The sequence below is a fragment of the bacterium genome, from assembly GCA_035419245.1.
In the GTDB taxonomy this organism is placed as follows: Bacteria; Zhuqueibacterota; Zhuqueibacteria; order Residuimicrobiales; family Residuimicrobiaceae; genus JAKPUX01.
Genome location: DAOLSP010000001.1, coordinates 150,380 through 171,558, shown reverse-complemented (window position 1 = coordinate 171,558; position 21,179 = coordinate 150,380). Strand labels below are relative to the sequence as shown.

Here is a 21,179-nt window from a genome sequence, read left to right as displayed (position 1 = left end):
AAATAGTTGCGGCGGACCGAGGAATCCGGGTGGGAGCCAGATTCTTGGGGCGCCAAGCTCTGCGGCCGCGGACGACTCAGCGCAGAAGCAGCATGCGCCGCACCTGCCTGAAATCTCCGCTCTGCAAGCGGCAGAAATAGAGACCGCTCGCGGCCAATGAACCGGTGTCATCGCGGCCATCCCATACCAGTTGATGCCGCCCGACGTCAAATCGCCCGGTCGCCAGGTTACGAATGCAGCGCCCCTGGATCGAATAGATCTCCAGCCGGACCTCGGCGGGCGCAGGCAGGGTGAAGGCGATGGAAGTGCCGGCGTTGAAGGGATTCGGGTAGTTCTGCGCCAGCTCGATCTCCGTGGGCAGGGGGCCGTTGTGCGGCGTTTCGACTGCATTGTAGCCCGAGTTCTGCGCGCCGGGTGTGCCATGGCCGGTCGAGGCGACCCAGCTGGCAGCGAGGCTATTGTCCATGGCCGGACTGCGGAGTTCGAGAGTCGGCCCCTGTCCTGCGGGCGCCGCGGGCCAGGGGGCGGTGATACCGAAAGCCACCGAATCGACCAGAACGCCGTCGGCATCGAAAAGGCACACTTGGTCGCCGCCGCTGCTCAGGCCATAGGAGAGGTTGCCGAAAAGACGGATGGACGGCTGCGGATAAAAGCGGCGGAATTTGGTAGTGTCCCGACTGGCCACCAGGAAGCCGCCGCCCGGGATCCGGGTATCCGCTGGAAAGACGAAATCGTGATCGTCGGTATCGTCCTTGAGATGCCAGCCGCCGATCGCCGCTTCACGGAGTCCATAGTTGTAGAGTTCCACCCAGTCCTCGGTGTCGTAGGAGTCGGCCGACTTGAAGTTGATCTCGTTGATGACCACATGGGCGGTGCTGTCCTGGCGGGCGACGAAGCGGGCCTTCAGGGTCATCGATTGCGCCATGGCCACCTGAATCGTGGATTCGGCGGAGACCCTATCGCCCTCCCAGCCGGCGAAGCTGTAACCGAAACCCGGTCTGGCGGTCAGCTTGACCGGGATGCCGGAGAAATAGGTGCCGCTCCAGGGCGTGGCGCGAACCGGAAGGAACTCGTTGAGCACCACCTCGCCGACGCCGGCGGGCGCGCATTCGAGCTTCAAGGTGACGGTCTTCTGGATGCCGAACTTTTGCATGAGATGGGTGCGCATGTATCCCGGACGGTTGAGGGCGAAGCTGCGCAACACCCGGACATACTCGTGCCATTGATCGAAGGAATTCCACCACAGATAAGAGGAGATCCAGGGGACGGGCTGTCGCCACTTCTCGTAGTGGCGCTGCATGTCGGCAGCGAGCAGCTTTTCCAGGGAATCGATATGGGCGGCGGTCGGGGCCTCGCGATAGGCGCCGTTCATAAGGTCGGCGAAGCGGTTGATGAAGGCGGCCTTGAAGTCTGGATTCAGTAAAAGCCGGCGCAGCAGCAGGGTCGACCAGGGGGGATTGCCGTGCAGGCCGGGCGTCTGGGTCGGGCTGGTGGCGAAGGCGAGGGTGTTGTAGGCATAGGCATTGCCGGAAGCATAGGCATTGATGCCGAAGCCCCACTCGGTATCGTAAAGGATCCAGCGCCAGCGTCCCTCGTCCGTCTGGGGCCGCCAGTACTTGATGTTGTTGCCGGGCCAGTCGCGGTTGTCGACATAGATTTGCACCGCCTCGTAGGTAATGAAATTGTCGACCTCCATCTGGCTTTGCACCCAGGCGTAATTCTGGGGGTTGGCGAGATCCTTGCTGGCGATGAAATCTCGCAGAACGATATAATGGTCGTTGGTTCCCTCGATGACCGAACCATCCATTTCCAGTTCATCGATCTTTTCTGGATCGACGTTGTGATGTTGGGCCAGGTAGTCCTCATTGATTTTTTCGCGCATGTTGAGAATGCCCCAATAGTCGCCGTTGAGGTAGACGGTGCAGGGGCGGTAGGCCTGGCGCTCGAGGTCGATCCCCTTTAGCCGGGAATGAATGAGCGCGTCGGCGAAGAAGGTGCGGTCCCAGTCGTTGCCGGCATTGCGCAGGATGAAGGAGTGATAGTTCTCGAAGGGCAGATCAGGGAAGAGGCGGTAGTGGAATTCTTTATTGCCATAGCTCTGCCGGGCGAAAAGGGCCAGGGATTTTTGCGGCCGGGCGCGGCTCCAGGCGCCGAAAATTTTAACCCCGGCGTCCTGGCTGAAGCCGAGAGCGCCGCCCGGTTCGAAAAATTCGATATGGACCGGCCGTTCCCAATCCTCCCAGAAATTAGCGCCGAAATAGGGATCTTCGTTGGTATAGCTGGTGCCGAGGACGTAGATGCCATACTCCTGGTCCCAGAGATTATAAGGGTCGGTGGTGAGCGAGATCACCGGCAGCGGCGCCGGCGGCTGGCCGAGGATGTAAGTCGCCGTCGTGATCGGGCTGGGGTCAAGGCCGGGAGCGAAGGCGCGCGCCCGGATGACCGTGGTGCGGCCGATCCCGAGGCTGCCGCTGCAGATCAGTGATAGAGAATCGGGCTCGGAGCCGTCCCGTGAATAGCGGATCGTCGCACCCGGGGTGGCGCATGTCAGGGTTATCGTGAAGGGCTGCGGGTAAAAACCGGCCGGCTTGGAGAACATGACGGCGGCGGCTTTCTCGGCCACCACCGCAGCAGAATTTTGCCCCTCCGGCGTGGGCTGGCTGCAAAAGATCCAGCGTGCGCCGCCGTCGGGAATCCGGGCCCAGGAAATGTCCGGCGCCAGCGAGGGGATGGTAATGCTGTCGACCACGGCGCCGCTGGGATCGCTGAGCAGTACACTCTCACCCGAGGCGGAGATCGCGAAATTGGAGTGGAGGTGCGTCGGCGTCAGGACCAGCCTTGGATCGCTGCCGACGCTGCCGGCCGGCGCGGTAGCGTATCCCAGGGACAAAAAAGGGATCATCGAGAGATCGGTGGAGGAAGTTGATGAATTGTGCACCTCCACGGCCAGGATGTTACGGCCGGAGCGGAGCAGGCGGCTGAAGTTGGCGATCGGGAACCGCTCTGGCGGGAGATTACGATACATCCCTGCCTCATGGTCGGCGGCGACGAGATTCCAGGCGGGCTGGGTTCCGGCCGGGCCAAGGCCGGCGCGGGCGATCTCCACCCCATTGAGCCAGGCGACAAAACCGTCATCATAATCCATGTCGAGCACCATGGCGAGGACAGCCGCCGAGTCGGCGATCGAAAAGGCGATGCGCCCATACACCGAGTAGGCGCTGGCAGTGAGGGTCGTGGCGTCGTCGCCATCGCCAAAGCCGATGCCGCTGGCGCCCTGCGGCCAGCCGCTGTCGTCAAATCCCGGCTGAATCCAGGCGGCCGGCACGGAAGCAGCGCCGAGGTGGTAGCGCCAGATCTGCCCCTTGCGGACAACGGTTTCCCAATGCGGAACCGCCGCCTTGCGGTCCTTGCTGTCGGCGAAAATCAGCATCCAGCTTTTAGGTTGGATGGCGAGATCGGGAAAGCGCCATTTGCCGGGATTGCTGACCTTGTCGCTCAGGCCCCAATCGGCCAGCCGGACAGCGGTTTCGCCGGGGTTGTATAGTTCCAGCCAGTCCGAGAACTCGCCATCCTCGTCAGCGAGGAAGGCGCTGTTGGAGGACATGACCTCGTTGATGCGCAGAGATTGGGGAAGGGCGGCGCCGGAAAGCGATACCAGCAGCACGAGAAGGAAGCGCCGGGCGGCGGCGCAGCGACAATAATCGGGATTCATGAGAGAGATATCCTTTTAAATATCCGACCTTACAATATATGCTTTTCTTTTTTCGATTACTATAGTAATTTAGCGGGGAAGAAGGGGATGGAAGGCTCACTTGTGGAGAATACAGCCATGCGAAAGATTGTGATGATCGGGATGCTTTTTCTGCTCGCCTCCTTCGGCACTCTGCGCGCGCAAGAGGCTGTGGTGGCAGGCGCCCAAACGGAGGAAGTAACACAATCGCTGCGCGCTCTGGAGAAATCCTTTTCTGGGCGTTTCGGCTTTATGGCGAAGAACCTGCGCACCGGCGAGGTGATCGCCTGGAAGGCAGAGGACAAGTTTCCCACCGCCAGCGTGATCAAGCTGCCGGTAATGGTGGAGTATTTTTATCAGGTTGCGGCCGGACGCATCGACCCCCTGCAAAAGGTCATGCTGGCTCCGGAGGAGCGCCGGGGGGGATCGGGGTTGCTGCAATTTTTCGCCCCGGGCGCGGAGGTGCGCCTCTGCGATGCCATGCTGCTGATGATCGTAGTCTCGGACAACAGCGCCACCAATCTGGTGATCGATGCCCTGGGCCGGTCGCATGCGGAAAAACTGGCGACGGTCAACGACCGCATGGCCGCGCTTGGCCTCAAAAACACCCGCCTGATGAACCGGCTGATGGCTTATGCGACCAAGACCGACTCCTCCGAATCGATCCGTTACGGCGTCGGAGTCTCAACGCCGGCCGACATGGTACTCCTGCTGGAGAAACTCTACCATGGAGAGCTAGCCGATTCCCTCTCGAGCCGGCAGATGATCGGGATCCTGCAGGAGCAGTTCTACGATTCCGCCATCCCGCGCTTACTGCCCTTCGAAACAGCGCACAACCTGGTAGTGGCGCACAAGACCGGCGGGGTCACCGGCGTCTCCAATGATGTCGGCCTGGTGCTCTCGGACGAGGCCGATTTCGCTATCGCCGCCTTCACCGAACAGGCGCTCGACCGCCGCGACAGCGCCGACAACCAGGCTAACCTGGCCGTCGCCCGGGCGGCGCGGCTGGCCTGGAACCACTTCACCGGCGATCAGGGGATGGAGCGCCCCTTTGCCACCAGCGTCGACTGGAACGCCTTTCCCGGAGGCGAGTGGGCGCGGGTTTTTCTGCGCAACGCGCCCTATCCCCATCCCTCGCGCCAGGAAGGCTGGCATTACCAGGAGAACTTTTTCCCGCGCGATCCCCATTACGTCGACAGCAGTGCGGTGATCGTCATCCCCGAAGGCTTTGAGCCGCACCAGGGAGCCGTGGATCTGATTGTCCATTTTCATGGCTGGAACAACGATGACCTCGGCGTGCTCGAACAGTTCCGCTTGCCGCAGCAGCTGGCCGCCTCGCACAAGAACGCCATCCTGGTGCTCGCGCAGGGACCGTGGCATGCGCAGGACTCCGGCGGCGGCAAGATGGAGGACGAAGGAGGATTCAAGCGGATGGTGGAGGAGATCCTCTCGGTATTGCGCGCCGAGAGACGCATTCCGGGAGAGGCGCGGTTGGGGAGGGTGATCGTCAGCGCACACAGCGGTGGCTACCGGCCGGCCATCTATGCCGTCAGCCGTGGCGGGCTGCAAAAGGAGATCAGCGAGGTCTATCTCTTCGATGCCTTTTATGCCCTGACCGAAGAGCTGATCCCCTGGCTCAAGGCGGATAAGCATCACCTTCTGCGCTCGGTCTATACCGATCATCTCGCCGGAGAGCATGCGGCCTTCAAGGCGCTGCTTAAAGAGAATCACCTCGCGTGGCAGGAAGCGCCTAACGGCAGCATACGAGCACAGCCGGCGAAGGGCAAGCGGGTGATCCTAGAACCAGCGACGGAGTGCCACAGTTGCGTCATTTTTCACCGCTTTCAGCGCTGGCTCGAGTCGAGTTCGCTCGCCTCGCATCCATGAGCCTTTAGCCGCGTTGCAGTGGCCACGGATGAGTCCTATTCCCGGTCATTGGTGTATTGGCTGATCAGGGTGTTGCGCAAGTTGATATACATCGCCGGGATCTGCTCCTGCAGATCAACGCAGTAACGCGTCAAAAACTCGGCCGCTTTTTTCGGGCTTTTAGCGTACAGCTGAATCGCAGCGGTCTCGATCGAATCCTGCCGTGCAAAGTTCGCTGCCTCCCAGGGATCCCGCACGGCGCGTACATCCTCAATGGCTCGCTGAAAACAGAGACCCGCGAGATTGTCGACCATATCGATGGTCCAACGCGCCGAGGCGTCGCTGTACTTCTGCGGATCGTAGAGCTGGTAGCAGCCGGCCGTGGCCGTGACTCCGGCATAGATCGGCACATAAGGGCTGAAGTAGGGGTTGTCGAGATAGACCCAGTAGAGTCCGCCGACCGGATCCGGAAGCCAGCTGCGCAGTTGCAGGACCATGCCATAATGGCCGCGGTGGCGGGCCACCGGACGGCGGTTGGTCAGCCGGAGAAGGGCGCGCAGCTCTCGGCCTGGGAAAGGCGTGGCCAGTGGGCTCTTGTTATAACCGCCCTTGCCGTCGGGCACCAGCCAGTTGGGATCGTTGGTCATGTCGTAGATGGTCCCCTCGAAGACCGAGCGCTGGAAGGCGATGACGTTGCGGACGGAGATCTTGTGCTCAGGCTTGGCGGAGAAGGGATAAATAGAGAGTGGTTCGACGTATTGCATGTAGGGATTGATGTTCTTGAAGGGATCGCTTCCCATGGAACGGTCCGGCCAGGGGTAAAGGTGGGGCATGAAGGTGCTGTAGAAGAGCCAGAAGCGGCCGGTGGCGTACTCCTGGGGCAGCGGGGCGTAGGCCTCCTGCCAGATGAAGGGTCGTCCGGCGGCGGGGTCGTACCAGCCATGCTCGATCGCGGCGCTCAAGTAATTGCTGGACATCATAAAGCGCTGCGGATCGTCCGGATCGATCTCCTTGATGATGCTCCAGTTAGGGACCATGGTGGCCTGGTCATCGCCGAGGCGCTCGGCCGCCCAGATGGCGCCGGGCTTGCCGCTTGCTTTGGTCCATGCCGGCCCGACGCCGAAGACTTCGAAAATCCAGACTTCAGCGGTGTCGCCGATGGCAAGGGTCTCGCTGCCGTCGCCTGAGGAGCAGAGAAAGCCCCAGGTCGTCATCAGGTCGCCGATGAGACGGACCGCCTCGCGGGCGCTGCGGCAGCGTTCGAGGGCGAAGATCTGCGCCATTTCGATGGTCATGATCTGTTCGCATTTGCCCTTTTCGTTGGCCAGCTCCGGCCGTTGGCTGGTCGTGCTTTCGGCGATGCCGACCTGATGCGTATTGATGTGCGAATAGGCGGAGCGTACGTAGCCGAAGGTCTGGCGGACCTGGGGGATGTAGCCGAGGATCTCGGCGGGATGATCCAGCGGCTGTGCGGGATCCTGGATACCCCAATAGACGGGGGCGAGAGCGCCGGCCGGGTAGCTCATCGTGGGAACGACGCGGATCCGCGAATCGGGGCCGGCATCGGTGTGGCTGAGAAGGACCGAGCCGTCCGCCGTGGCCTTTCTGCCAGCAGCGATGATGGTGCAGGGACGGGAGGGAAGTGCGGTGCCGAGGAGCAGGGCGGCACAAAGCAGCCATGGGCTGATTTTCATGCGGATCTCCTTGATTCGTTCATCACCGCCTGGAGCACCTTTTCCAGCTCCAGGGCCGCCTGGCGGCGGGAGAAGTTATGTTCGACGAAACTCCGGCCGGCTGCCCCCATCCTCCTGCCCAGGGCGGGATCGGCCTTGAGGGTCAGGATGGCCTGGCGCAATGCGGCGTCATTTTCCGGCTCGACATACAAGCCGGCGCCGATCTTCTCCACCAGCGCGCGCGCCTCGCCGTCGACGCTGAGGAGGAGAGGACGGCTGCAGGCCATGATGTCGAACATTTTGGAAGGGAGCGCTCCGAGAAAGGTCTCGCGCTTCTTGAGAGGCACCAGACAGCAATCGGCGGCCGAAAGCCAGGCGGCGATCTCCTCGCGCGGCACCTCGCCCAGCAAGATCAGGTTGGTCAAGCCGCGGCGCTCCTGCAGGTTGTGGAGCCGGTGCTTCAGAGGGCCTTCGCCGACAAAGACAAAGAGAAGCCCGGGATCCCCCTTGAAATCCTCGATCACCCGGCAGATCTCCTCCAGTCCCTGCGCGATGCCGAGAACCCCGGCATACATCACCACGAACTTGTCCTCCCATCCCCGTTCCCGGCGTTTACCGTCGCCGCAGTCGTAGAGCTGTTCGCAATTGGTGCCGTTATAGATCAGGTGCAGTTTGGCGGCAAGGCCCCGGGCGGCCAGGTCGTCATAGATACCGCGGGTGACGGCGATGATGCGCCGCGCTTTGCGGTAGTAGAGCTGGTCGAGCCAACCTGCCATTTTCAGCACGCGTGGGTTGCTGACCTCGCCGAGTTCGGCAGCGGACTTGACCCAGAGATCGCGCACCTCGAAGACGAAGCGTGCCCGCTTCACCAGGCTGAGCCACAGTCCAGTGACGCCTACGAAATAGGGGGGTGAGGTGGCATAGACCAGATCATAGGGTCCGCGCACCAGGGTGCCGACCAGAGCAGCATTCATCATGAAAGTCAGATAAAAAGCCATGCGGGTGAAGAAGGTCTTGACCGGCCGGGCAAAGACCCAGACGCGGATCACCCGGATGCCCTCGAGCTCGTCCTTGACATACCAGCGGCGATGGTACTCGGGCGGAATGATGCCGCGAGGGTGGTTGGGGAATTCGGTCAGGATAGTGACCTGGTGGCCGAGGCGGACCAGGTTGGTGGCCATTTCAAAGGCGCGGTTCTGGGTGGCGCCGACCTCGGGCGGAAAATACTGGGTGATATAGAGAATATTCATGCGATCAGGACGTGGACTCCGCGTGATTAGTTTAGACAAGTTAGCGAAGCGAGGCCAATTTTTCAACTGAATTCTCCTTGATTTTAAGCCTCTCAAGATGCTATATTGGTGAAACAAGCAGAAAGGTCCCATCATGCGTTACAGTCGATTTCAATTTACCCTGGTGATACTCCTGGCTTTTACTCTCACCTCGGCCTGCGGCAGCAAGAAATCCCCGGCCGGGCCGGAGGAGAAACCGGTTGTGAAAAATACGATCCTGGTGGACTCTATGGCCACTGCCGAGACCGTCGCCCTCTTCAAGAATCTCAAGACGCTGGCCCAGACTAACCTGCTCTTCGGCCACCAGGATGATCTCGCCTACGGCGTCGGCTGGTGGGCGGAGTACGGCCGCTCCGATGTCAAGGAGGTCTGCGGCGATTATCCTGCCGTGTATGGCTGGGATCTTGGCGATATCCAGAACGTGAAAAACCTCGACGGCGTCTATTTTGATGCCATGAAGATCTGGATCAAGCAGGTCTATGACCGCGGTGGTATCAATACCCTCAGCATGCACCTCGACAATCCGGTGAGCGGCGGCAATGCCTGGGACAATTCACCGGCCGTGAAATTTATTCTGCCGGGCCAGTCTCATCATGCGGCCTACCTGAAAACCCTCGACCAGATCGCCGCCTTTCTCGGAGACCTCAAGGGGTCGGATGGCGCCTCCATCCCTTTGATCCTGCGCCCCTATCACGAGCATAATCACTCCTGGCCCTGGTGGGGCTCCTCCGCCTGCACACCTGCCGAGTATGGCGCCTTGTGGAAAATGACGGTGCAATACCTGCGCGATAGCAAGGGGCTGCATAACCTGCTCTACTGTATTTCGCCGCAGGAGATCGGCAGCGAATCCGATTATCTGGCGCGCTACCCCGGCGATGACTGGGTCGATATCTTCGGCATGGACTATTATCTGCTGACCGACAAATCCCATGTCAGCCATCTCGGCAAAGCTTTGGCCACGGTCGCATCGCTGGCGGAGGCGCGCGGCAAGATCGCCGCCCTCACCGAGGTTGGCATCCAGAATGTTCCGATCAGCGACTGGTGGACCCAGTATCTTCTTGCGGCGGTCCAGTATAACGACCAGGCGAAAAAGACCGCATGGGCCCTGGTCTGGCGCAATGCCGGCACCTCACAATATTGGGCGCCCTACAAGGGACAGGTCAGCGCGGCGGATTTCGTCCTCTTTTATCAGAATCCCTTCACCCTTTTTGAAAAGGATTTGCCGGCGATGTATCGATAACCGGCCGGCCCGCAGCGAACCTGACATCCGGGGCATTTATGAACTTTCTCCAGACCTCCATTGGGCCCATCGACCGCATCGACCTGCTGACGGTGCGGCTGCCCTTCATCCAGCCCTTCGCCATCAGCTCGTACGCCTGGTCCTGCAAGGAGGCGCTGGTGCTCAAAGTGGAGGCCGGCGATTTCACCGGCTGGGGGGAATGCGTCGCCGATCCCGATCCCTTTTACGCCCCGGAGACCACCGCCTCCTGCCGCTACATCATCCAGACCTTTCTGCTGCCCCTGCTCGAGCCGGGCATGACCCTTGGCGATCTTAGCGTAAAGCTGCACAAGATTCGCGGTAACGAGATGGCCAAAGCCACCCTCGAAAACGCGGTGATCGACCTGCTCGCCAAGCAGCAGGGTCTGCCGCTGCGCGCCTTCCTCGGGTTGCCGGCGCAAAAAATTCACTCAGGCATCAGTCTCGGGCTGCAGGAGAGCCATGCGCAGCTGCTGCAGGCGGTTGAGGAGGCGGTGGCCAAAAACTATCACCGCATCAAAATGAAAATACAAAAGGGCCAGGATATCGAATGGGTCGCGGCCGTGCGCAAGCGCTTTCCAGAGATCCAACTCATGGCCGACGCCAACGGGGATTACACCCTGGCGGACGCGGCGCGGCTGCGCGAGCTCGATGCCTTCGGACTGATGATGATCGAGCAGCCCCTCTCCTATTCGGATATCTATCAGCACGCCCTGCTGCAGCGGCAGCTCGAGACTCCCCTCTGCCTCGATGAATCGATCCACAGTGTCGCGGATGCGGAAACCGCCATCGAGCTCGGGGCCTGCCGGATCATCAATATCAAACAGGGGCGGGTTGGCGGCTTGATCGAGTCGTTGCGCATGGCGGAGCTGGCTGCCAGTCGCTCTATTCCGGTCTGGTCGGGGGGTATGGACGAGACCGGCATCGGCCGCGCGGTCAATATCCACCTCCAGACCGCCCCGGGTTTCGTCCTGCCGGGCGACACCTCGGAGACCAGCCGCTATTTTCATGAGGACATCGCCGATCCACCGGTGGTGCTCGACGCCGAGGGCTATATCGCGATTCCCCCAGGCGCCGGCATCGGTGTGGAGATCCCGGCCGGGCGACTCGCCCGTTATACCATCCATCAGGAAAGGCTTTACGAACGCAAGGGATGACGCCATGATGAAACGGATTTTACTCACCGCCGCCCTGCTCATCTCGACTGCAGCGGGATTTTCGCAGAAATTGCTCACTCCGGGGGAGGCGAACGGCTACTCCCGTTACTCCCAGCATGGTGACATCCTGGAATTTCTCAGCACCTTGACCGCCCGGACCAGGATGGTGCAGGTGCAGGAGATCGGCAAGACCCGGCCGGCGGAATCGTATCCGGCGCAAAGCCTGCTGCTGTGTGTCGTCACCGCCACGGGGGTCAGCCGGCCGGAGCAGCTCGACCGCTCCCGGATCACGATTCTGATCACCGCCTCGCAGCATGGCAGCGAGCAGTCGGGCAAGGAGGCGGTGCTGGCGCTTCTCCGCGATCTGACGCTGGGCAGCCTGCAGCCGCTGCTGCAAAAGGCCAACGTGCTCATCGTGCCGCAGGCCAATCCCTGGGGCAACCACCAGGACCGCCGCGTCAATGAGCTCGGCCTGGATCTGAACCGTGACCATATCAAGATGGAGAGCGAGAGCGTTCAGGCGATTCACCGCGTCTTCCGCGCCTGGATGCCCGAGGTGACCCTCGATGTGCACGAGCGCGGCGACGATTACTACCAGGTCACCATGGGCTGCGTCTCCAATGTCAACATCGATCCCGCCATCGAGTCCTATTCGCGCCAGGTCATCCTCGCGGGTGTAGAGGAGGCGCTGGTTCGTGAGAAAATTCCTTTCCATGAGTATCTGGTCACTTCGGAGAACATGCCGAGCGACGCCTCCGGGGCTGATTTCACCCGGGAGGAGCTGGCGCGCTGGCCGCAGATCACACGCCGCAGCACCTCGGATCTCAACGACGGCCGCAACAGCCTGGGGATCTATCAGACTTTCTCATTCATTCAGGAGGGGGCTTCGCGGCATGATCTAGCCACCCTAGCCGCACGCACCCGCTACCAGGGCCGCGCCATCGAGGCCTTCATCAAAACGATCGCGGACCATGGGCCTGAGATGGCTGCCAAGGTACGCACCCTGCGCCAGCAGCTGCTGGCGGGGGATGGCACCTTCGGCAAGGTTCATTTAAAGATGGCGTACCAGCGCGATCCGGCCCAGCCCGAGCTGCGGTTGCTCGAGTATCGCGAGGCGAAACGGAACGAGCGGGTGCTCAAGGTGGACAAAAAGGCAGGGGAGAGGGTGTCGGAGAGCGATTTGGAATCCGGGGAGAACACCGGCGTACAGCCGGTGGGGGAACGGGTCGAGAAGGAGTGGTATCCCCTGGTGGTGCCGACGCTGAGCGTCGCCGCGCCGCTCGGCTATGTGGTCCCGGCTGAATGCGAAGAGGTGATCGCCACGCTGTGCCTGCATGACATCGCGATACAAATTTTCACACACGACGCCGAGATGAATGTCGAAGCCTATCGGGTGCTCGAGGTGACCCCCTCCCGGTTTGATTATGTCGCGCCGGAAAGCCTCGAGGTGGAGGCTCGTTCCTTGCCGATTCTCTGCAAAAAAGGGGATTTTTACATCTCCTGCCGCCAGCCCGCGGCGCAGCTGCTGCCCTGTCTGCTCGAGCCGCAGTCGGATTACGGCCTGATCCGCTACTGGAAGTATCACCTGACCCCGGAAGCCGGCAGTTTTTACGCGATCTATCGCGTAGTCACCGGACAGGAGCTGCCGCTGGTGCCCTGGTGCAGCTGGCCGCGCTAGCATTCGGGCGGATGTTGGAAAGAAAAAGGGTGGGCTGAAGAGCCCACCCTTTTTTTATGGTTAAAAGGAGAGTCCGAATGAGAAGCGATGGACGTCGGGGAGGAGATCATAGGCGGAGTAGCTGTAGTCGAGGCTCAGCGGGATGCCGAGGGAGAAAGCGTTCACACCGAAACCGACGTTCCAGAGTTCCTCATTCATGTTGATCTTGTAGCCGCCGCGCAGGGCGAGGCGGTCAAAGAAGGTGATTTCGGCGCCGAGGTGGATGCGTTCCTTGTTGTCGTTGGGGTGGACGGCATCCAGGGCGACGATGCCCCTGGTGTAGCGGCTGTGGAAAAGGTCCATACTGATGCCGAAGGCGAAGTTGAGGGGCAGGGCGAAGGTTTCGGTCTCGAGTTGGGTGGGCACCAGCCGGTTGGGAAGATGATCATCCCCGTCCCATTTGACACCGAGGTCGGCCCCGCTGTACTTCATATCTCCGCCGAAATTGCTCATACACATGGCGAGGGTGAGGTTGCGGAAGGGCAGCTGGTACTGAGTGCCGACATCGAAGGCCAGTCCTTTTGCGCTTTCGTTCCAGATGCGCTGCTGAATGAACCGTCCGGTCAGGCCGATGCGGAAACGGTCGGTCAGCTCGCGGCCATAGCTCAAGGCCACGGCGACATCTTGGGCATCGAAGAATTCGCCTGTACCGTTGGGTTCGGCCTCATTGGTGATCTCCATCTGGTCGACGCCGAGCATGGTGACGCTGGCGGCCAGGGATCCGAAGGCGCCGCCGTGATATACATACGATGCAGCGTTGAAATCGAAGGTATCGAGCCAGCGGGTATGAGAAAAATGGGCGGCATGGGTTTTCACGCGGGTGATGCCCGCCGGATTCCAGAAAGTCGAGGTGGCGTCGTTGCAGATGGCAACGTAGGCGCTGCCCATCGCCGCAGCGCGGGCGCTAACTGGAATCTTGAGGAACTGCGCCCCGCTGGTGCCAAGGTTGGGATTCTGCCCCCAAGCCGACGTTTGCACCGCCAGGAGGGCCACCGGGATCCATCGTTTGATCGTCTTCATTCTGCCCTCCCTACTTGATCACGGCAAAGGTGTTCTTGTATTGCGCCCCGGCAGTCTTGACGATATAGAGATAGATACCGGGAGCGATTTCGCGTCCGCCCTCCGCGCGCAAATCCCAGACCTCGGTGCCATTCGGCGCCTGGTGCTCGATGGTCTTGACGCGGTCGCCCGCCACGCTGTAAATATAGATGCTGCACTGCCCGGGCAGGTTGATGAACTGGATCTGGCGCAGCGGCTCCTTGCGCAGCTCGCCGTATTCGGGTTCGTAAAGCGAAGCCACGAGATAGGGATTGGGCACGACGCGGATCCGCTCGAGATCGCTGCGGACCGGTGCGGTAGTGAGGCTCGCCCCCTTGATTCGGAAGGCATAGTTGTCCTTGAGTGAGGGCAGAAGGGGGACGACCGTTTCGAGGGCGAAGAGGTTGCCCGGGCCGGGAGGGTTCTTCGCTGGGAAAGAGACTTTGCCGGTGAGGCCGTCAAAATCGAAGGTATCACCATTCTGCAAAGAGTCCACGGTGACCTCTTTGCCGCTCCGGGTGATCAGCAGGGAGATGAATCCCGTTCCATCGGGATTCATACCCTTGACAGTGGTGGCAATCTGATAGCTTGCCGTCACTACGGCGGCGGCGTCATTCACTGAGAAGGTGATATCGAGCGGATCGGTGCCGCCGATTCGGGAGACGCTCTGGATATGCTCAGGGGGAGCGAGGCTGAAGATGACTCCATCCCTGGTGGCGTAAGCCTTTGCGTAGTAGAGCGGCTGCGGTGGGGTGACCACCTTGCCGTCGTTGCGAATGGCTTGAACGCAGAAGAAGAGGGAGAGATAATCACCCGCCTTGGGGAGATACTGGGCCGCTGCGGCCGGATCGGGATCCTCGATCTTGAGCTTCAAACCCTTGTTGATCGAATAGGTAATACCGGAGCGGTAACTGCGCGGATCAGAACCGATATAATCTCCGGTCGCGAGATCGATCAGATGCAGCGAATTGGGCGCGGCGAACTCGACACCGATGTGGGTTCCGCTGGCGTAGTTGGAGTCGCTGATGATCGGGGTGATTTTGGTCTTGAGGGTTCCGAAGGTGGTCTGCTGCTGGTAACTGAACTTGAGCTTGTAGGAGCGTTCTCCGAGCGAATCCGCATCCACCGGCATGACGTTGAGCCGATAGTTGGATTTGCCGCCGCTATGTTCGACGGGGTAGGCGGAGACCGGGGTGCGGTTCGAGGCCGCGGAGACGGGCGTGACCTCCACCGTATTGAGCGCATCCGGTGAATTTCCCTTGGGACTTTCCAGGCTCTCCACGGAGGCATCGCCGCGATCATAGGCGGTGATGGTATACCAGTAGGTGTAGCCGTTGGTCACCGTGGTGTCGGTAAAACTGTGCTGCAGCCCGAGATCCAGGCCGATGTTGTTGATCCGGTCATAGCTGGCGATGGGCACCGGATTGACGCCAACGCTGGGATCGACGTTGCGATTCAGTTGATCCCAATGGAGGCCCTTGTCGACGCTGCGGTAGATGCGATAGCCTTCAAAGTCGTATTCGCCGGAGTAATTATCGAGGGAGTGCTCGGCGGCGTCATCCCAATAGAGGGTCACATAGCCGTCGCCGGCGTGGGCGTTCAGGGTCGGCGTCGCCGGCGGTTTGGCAATATCGAAATTATAGGCAAGGATCTTTTGGGCCGACTTGAGGTAGGAGTAGAGCTCCTCCTTGTTGTTGCCTGCGATGATGGCCGTATAGAAGGTGAGGGTATCGCCGCGGCCGAGATGATAGGGACCGGAGGCCATATTACTGGTCAGATCGAGCCCTGAGGCCGGAATAGTGGCTGGATCGTCAAAATGCCGGGTCGGGTTGTTGCCTTGATGGAAATAGAAGGGCACGAGGGATTGGGGCCGGATGAGGCCAGGATTGCTCGAAAAGATGGCATACTGCAGGCTGTCGTCGTCGCGGTCATCGTTGTAGAGATTGTAATGCATGTCGGTGACACCCAACTCAACCCCGTTGACCTTCGGGGTGCGCAGGAAGGCCACCCCGAAATAGCCGGTGATGCCGCCGGGCCACTCGCCCGAAAAACCATCGTCGTAGAAGTAGATGAAATTGTTGGCCTTGTCGAAATCGAGTTTGTCGTCTTCATACTCCGGCAAGCCGCCGCTGACGTCGCCGATATCGATGTCGCAGTACATGTCGAAAAAGAGACTGTCGAGGTCCCGGGGTCCCTTGTTGAGTACTTCGAATTTGAAAAAAATCAGGTTCTGGGCGAACTTGACGCCGAAGGTGTAGCCGGTCTGGTGAACCTCGAGTCCCAGGGGGGCGACCGTGTTGTTCTTGTCATCATAGACGCAATAGCTGTCCTGGTCCGATTTGATAACAGGATTGCCGGCGGAGTCTTTAACCGGCCAGCCGAGAACCGGATTCCAGGAGAGCGGGTTGTCGCTGAAGGCGATCCTGGTGAATGCGGGGTTGTGGTAGCCGCCGACCGCCTCCCACTCCTCGTCGGTCGTATAGCGCCCCTGGACGATATTTCCGGGGATGCCGATCATCGGATTGATACGGTAGATATAGTTCTTTCCCGAGCCGATGGGAAACTCGCCCGAGGGGCCCTGAGTGAGGCGCCGGGGATAGAGCTTGCCGCGGTTTTCGAAGAAAAGGCCGATGTTGCTGGCGTTATGGGTGCCTCCCGCGCGGTCCACGACGCCCGCGGGTTTCTCCAGGCGGGTCTGTTCTTCCCGTTCTCTATCTTTGCCGGTATGCTGGCCCAGCGCCAGGCTGGAGAGGAATCCCAGCGCCAGGGCAAGGTAAACGATTCGTTTCATCATACTCCATCCGTTTTTGCCAGGCTGGTTCAACAGCCGTTCTTGTTAGCGCTTCAGGCCCAATCCCAGACGGATGCTTCGCGGCGGGCCATAATTGGAGGGATCGCGCATATACTCGGTCGAATGGCCGCCCACCAGGGTGAAATCGGGGCTGCCGGTATCGCCATAGACATAGAGGATGTTGCGATGGTTGGTGAGGTTCAGGCATTCAACGAACGCCCTCAGACCGAACCCGCGGCCGACCGTAAACTCCTTGCCCACCTCCAGATCGATGGTATAGGTGCCGGGCCGTCGCAGCGAATTCTTGTCGACAAAGCCGATATCACGGCCGCTCGGGGTGTAGGGAAATCCGGAGGCCGCGCGCAGGATCAGGCTGTAATCGGTCCTGGCGAACAAATGGCGGCTAAAAAATACCGGCCCCTCCTCGTTGGGAATCCGGAAATAGGCCTGCATGCTGAGATTATGTCGCTGATCCCAATCCAGATAATAGAGCTTGGTGCTTTCTTCGGTGCCGGGGTATTGCTCAGCCTCGGAGGAGGCACTGCCTTTGGCAATCGAATAGGTATAGCTCAGGCCGCCGCCAAAATATCGACCCTGGCGCATCTCGACATTGATCTCAAAGCCCTTGTCGTTGGCATAATCCTCGTTGACATAGACCGTGTAGCCGACAAAACGGCCGGTATTGCCGGCATAGGCCTCGTAGTACTTGGTGCCGATGTAATCGGTGATGTCCTTGTAATGGGCGGTGAGATGGGCCGCCAGGCGATCGGAAAACTGGTGCGAGATGCCGACCTCGTAGGCGACGGTCTTTTGGGCATCGAGGTTGGCCTGTCCGAAAAGGGGTTCGCGCACGTTCAAGTCATACTGGCGGTTCTCGAAGAGATACTGGTACTCCGGATTCTGGAAAAAGTGACCGTAGGCGAAATGGATCTTGGTGCGGTCGGAGACTGGATGGGCGATGCCAAGGCGGGGACTGATCTGGGTGCGCGCCTTGACCGTCACCAGCTTGTCCTGCGAGAGCGGGTTCTCCCGGAATGTGGCATTGGCGTTGAAGTAATCGTAGCGCAGCCCCAGGTTGATGATCAGGTAAGGAAATTCGATCTTGTCCTGGATATAGCCAGCCGCTTCGAAGGGCTTTATATTATAATCGTTGAGGTAAGGAAAATTGCGTTTGGGATCGTAGACGTAGAAGAGCTTGAGCCAGTGCTTGCGGTATTGTACCCCGAATTTGACCTCATTGATCTTGTTGGCCTGCCAGACCATATCGGTCTTGAAATCGGCCGTTTTGTTGTGGTTGTCGAACATTTCAGGATAATCAGACTTGGCGTAAAACTCGTAGCCATCTCCCGCCCAGGGAAGGTATTCGGCTTCGGTGGCGCTGAGATAGTTGGAGGTATCTTTATCGATGCCTGAATAATATTTTTCATTGAGGAAGGAGAGGCGCATGTCATAGAAGAGATTGGCCTTAAGGCTATGATTGACCATCAGCAGGGTCTGGTTGGTGCGGGTGCGGTAACGCAGATACTGCTCCGGGATATATTTATAGGAATGGCTGTAGCGCTGGTAACGCGAGCTGGTTGCGCGGTTGCTCAGAGTGAATTTCATTTTCGGCATCAGCTGGTAGGAGAGCTTGCCGAAAAGGGTTTTATCGAGATTGTACCCGAAGGGAAGGTAGCTGCCCTTGTGGCTCTGTTCGCCGGTAATAAAGTATTTGATTTTTTTGGAAAAAAGGGGGCCGCCGAGGCTGCCGTTAAAGCGGTTTTCCTCCAGTGCGTTGTAGCGGCCGATCCCGAACTGGCTGGAGCGGTATTCGAGGTTGCCCGAATAGTTATCCCCGCCGTCGCGGGTGACGATATTGACAATGCCGCTGAGGGCGTTGCCATATTCGGCGTTATAGGTGCCGCTGAGCAGGTTCAATTCCTGGATGGCGTCGTTGTTGATTTGGGTGATCATGCGGCCGAGCAGGGGGTCCTGCACATACATACCGTCGATCATAAAGCCCACCTCGTTGGAGCGGCCGCCGCGCAAGTGCAGCGAACCATCCAGGGAGGTGACGCCGGCCTGCAGGGAGAGGACGTCGGAGAACTGGTTGACCGGCAGGCTTTCGATCTCCTCGCGGCGCATCGTCGCTCCGGAGCTGGTGAGATCTTTCTGGATCATCGGTTTGTCGGCGACGATGACCACCTCCCTCATCTGCACGGCCGAGGGTTTCAGCTTGACGGAGAGGGCAGTGGTCAGATCAATCATAATGCGCACATTGGTGACGAGCTGGCTCTCATAACCGACATAACTGATCTTGACCGAGGCCACACCGGGGGGAACATTGAGGATGATGTATCGGCCCTGCATGTCCGAGACCGCGCCCAAGCTGGTGCCGGCGACCTGAATGTTGGCCCCGGGGAGGGGGTCACCGGTTTGCGCATCGGTGATAATCCCGGCCACCTTGCCGGTGACGCCGGCATAGAGCAGGGCGGGGACGAGCAGGAGAAGAGAGATCCAAATTTTGTTCATTGGGACAACCTCATCGGTTCGACTGAAGAAAAGGTTGCCGGGACTTCGCGATAGCCAAGTCCCGGTCTTTTCTGTGATTCTGTCCCCTGCCGAAGGTTACCGTACCAGGGTCATCTTTTTGGTCCAGGTCTGCTGGCCTGCTGTCAGCCGATAGAGATAGACGCCGGCCGCTGCGTTCGCTCCGGTGGCATCCCGTCCATCCCAGATCACCTGATGCGGACCGGCGGGATAGATCCCGGCGGCAACCGTGCGGACCACCTGGCCTTTGAGGTTATAGATCGCCAGGCGGACTTCGGCGCGCTCCAGCAGCTCGAAGCGGATCGCGGTGGCGGGATTGAATGGATTGGGCCAGTTCTGGCTCAGGGCGTAGCGCTCGGGGCGCTGTTCGCCGGGCTTGAGCTCTACTGCGGTGGTGAAAACGGCTTGATACTTGGCCTGCATCGCGTTGGACGCTGCTACCATATCCGCGAAAGAATTGCCATACACCACACCGTAGACGACCTTGACCGAGCCATGTGCGGGTATCGTAAAGGCACCGGCATTAAGACTGTAGATGGAGCCGTCGCCGCCGGCGAGAAGATCGGCGTCGAAACCGGGATCAGCGGTCTGATGGTAGCGGATCGAATCGGTGGAGGCGTCGGCATTGGGATCCTCCGGTGAGTAGACGCCCCAGTCCAGGGTCTTGTAGGAATAAGGGGTATGCGAGAGCAGACGGATGCCAGCGTATCCGGCTTCACCCTCACGATAACAATAGGCGGTCTGGCTGGCTGCGTCGTATTTGGTGCTCTCTCCGCCATAGTTGCCGTTGATACGCGGCACCACCACAGCACCGAGGTAGAAGGTTCCGGCCTCCGAGGAATCATTGGTAACCGTATACTCGACGATCATCCAGGGCTGGTCCATCCAGACATAGGAGTGGGCATCAAAGGACATGTTCGGCGGTAGCGGTTTGGCGACCGGATCGGATTCGTCGATATACCGGCTGTCAAAATGGACAAAGCCCTCCAGGTCCGATTTGGTAGGAACGGTCAAATGGACGGTGCCCGCGAGTGGATTGTGGTTTTCGTTATAATCGCACACCGCTTTTTCGTTGAGCGCGGCGATGATGTTGACCCGCTCTATCTGGCGCGTACCGGACATGTTTGGGACGATAAGCCGAATACTGCCGGCGTTGCTCAACCGGAAGCCGATTTTGCCCGTTTCAAAATTGGTTGTGGCCGTATTCGCGGCCAGTTTGATCGAATACTGGGCTTGCGCGGCATCGGCGGCTGCCAGCATCTCGCCATAGCTGGCACCGTAGAAAATGCCGTAATAGACCGTTACCGAATCGTGGGGTGCGAGGATGACCGGGCCGGCATTGAGGCTGAAGATCGAGCCATCCGCTCCAGCGGTTACATCGGGGCCAAAGCCGGGATCGGCGGTCTGATGGTAGCGGGTGGAATCAGTGGCGGCGTCGCTGTTGGGATCGGCTGGCGAGTAGACGTTCCAATCCAGGGCCTTGTACGAATAGGGCGTCTGGGAGAGCAGACGGAGGCCGGCGTAACCTGCTTCGGCGCCGCGAAAGCAGTAGGCGATATGATGATCGGCATCCCATTTGTCGGTCTCGCCGCCGTAGCTGCCATTGATGCGCGGCACCCCGACCACGCCCAGATAGAGCGAGGCCATCTCCGAGGAGTCATTGATCACGGTGTAGCGGGCGATCGCGTAGGGCTGATCTTTCCAGACATAGACATGCAGCCGAAAGTTGACGTTGGGCGGCAGATTGCTGGCGACATTGCCGTAAAAGGCGCCGCCCTCGAAATCCGCAATGGTGGCGGGGGAGACGGTATAGGCGGCGATCAGCTTGTCCTGATCCTCGTTGTAATCGCAGACCGCTTTTTCATTGAGAGCGGCGATGATGTTGATGCGATCGATCTGACGTGTGCCGGCAGTGCTCGGGACGACAAAACGGATGCTGCCGGCATCACTGATGCGGACGCCGACCTTGCCGCTTTCGAGATTGACCACGGCGTGGCTCGCTGCAGCAAAGCCCAGGAGCAGCACCGCGCACAGCAGGATTCGTAGCGAAGGGGATGACATGGCGACCTCCAATGTTGGATGAGTGAAAAGCGCGAATCCGTCGTCCAAATAGGCGGCGGAGAACGGGATC

11 protein-coding genes are annotated in these 21,179 nt (G+C 59.9%); 4 read left to right on the top strand and 7 right to left on the bottom strand.

Features of this window, described 5'->3' with window-relative positions:
- Positions 1-76 precede the first annotated feature (76 nt).
- Positions 77-3,712 (bottom strand): CotH kinase family protein, encoded by a 3,636-nt coding sequence (locus PLH32_00685; protein ID HQJ63103.1) that lies wholly within the window; start codon positions 3,710-3,712, stop codon positions 77-79.
- Positions 3,713-3,829: 117 nt separating this feature from the next.
- Between PLH32_00685 and PLH32_00680 the strand changes: the two genes are divergently transcribed.
- Positions 3,830-5,617, top strand: coding sequence for a class A beta-lactamase-related serine hydrolase (locus tag PLH32_00680; GenBank protein HQJ63102.1), 1,788 nt, complete (start codon positions 3,830-3,832; stop codon positions 5,615-5,617).
- Between the two features lie 35 nt (positions 5,618-5,652).
- On the opposite strand, the gene PLH32_00675 is transcribed toward PLH32_00680, so the two are convergent.
- Positions 5,653-7,290 carry a C69 family dipeptidase gene (locus PLH32_00675; protein ID HQJ63101.1) on the bottom strand — a complete coding sequence of 546 codons (1,638 nt, stop codon included), beginning with the start codon at positions 7,288-7,290 and terminating at the stop codon, positions 5,653-5,655.
- On the bottom strand, positions 7,287-8,519 hold the full coding sequence (locus PLH32_00670; GenBank protein HQJ63100.1) for a glycosyltransferase family 4 protein: 1,233 nt from the start codon (positions 8,517-8,519) through the stop codon (positions 7,287-7,289). Before PLH32_00670 ends, PLH32_00675 begins: the two co-directional genes overlap by 4 nt.
- A 241-nt stretch (positions 8,520-8,760) precedes the next feature.
- Between PLH32_00670 and PLH32_00665 the strand changes: the two genes are divergently transcribed.
- The 3 genes from PLH32_00665 to PLH32_00655 are packed head-to-tail and all read left to right on the top strand — an operon-like array spanning position 8,761 to position 12,651.
- Positions 8,761-9,798: a glycosyl hydrolase gene (locus PLH32_00665; GenBank protein HQJ63099.1), complete on the top strand. Its 1,038-nt coding sequence runs from the start codon at positions 8,761-8,763 to the stop codon at positions 9,796-9,798.
- A gap of 38 nt (positions 9,799-9,836) precedes the next feature.
- Positions 9,837-10,973 carry an o-succinylbenzoate synthase gene (gene menC, locus PLH32_00660; protein HQJ63098.1) on the top strand — a complete coding sequence of 379 codons (1,137 nt, stop codon included), beginning with the start codon at positions 9,837-9,839 and terminating at the stop codon, positions 10,971-10,973.
- 7 nt (positions 10,974-10,980) lie between these two features.
- The gene (locus tag PLH32_00655; protein HQJ63097.1) at positions 10,981-12,651 is read left to right on the top strand and encodes a DUF2817 domain-containing protein; all 1,671 of its coding nucleotides are present in this window, start codon (positions 10,981-10,983) and stop codon (positions 12,649-12,651) included.
- A 60-nt stretch (positions 12,652-12,711) separates the two neighbouring features.
- Here the strand turns inward: PLH32_00655 and PLH32_00650 are convergent, their stop codons facing one another.
- The 4 genes from PLH32_00650 to PLH32_00635 form a co-directional block, all read right to left on the bottom strand.
- Positions 12,712-13,710 carry a PorV/PorQ family protein gene (locus tag PLH32_00650; protein ID HQJ63096.1) on the bottom strand — a complete coding sequence of 333 codons (999 nt, stop codon included), beginning with the start codon at positions 13,708-13,710 and terminating at the stop codon, positions 12,712-12,714.
- A 10-nt stretch (positions 13,711-13,720) separates the two neighbouring features.
- Positions 13,721-16,519, bottom strand: a complete 2,799-nt coding sequence (locus tag PLH32_00645; protein HQJ63095.1) for a hypothetical protein — start codon at positions 16,517-16,519, stop codon at positions 13,721-13,723.
- Positions 16,520-16,564: 45 nt separating this feature from the next.
- Positions 16,565-19,030: a TonB-dependent receptor gene (locus PLH32_00640; GenBank protein HQJ63094.1), complete on the bottom strand. Its 2,466-nt coding sequence runs from the start codon at positions 19,028-19,030 to the stop codon at positions 16,565-16,567.
- A 96-nt stretch (positions 19,031-19,126) separates the two neighbouring features.
- Positions 19,127-21,109 (bottom strand): FlgD immunoglobulin-like domain containing protein, encoded by a 1,983-nt coding sequence (locus PLH32_00635; protein HQJ63093.1) that lies wholly within the window; start codon positions 21,107-21,109, stop codon positions 19,127-19,129.
- Between the last annotated feature and the right edge of the window lie 70 nt (positions 21,110-21,179).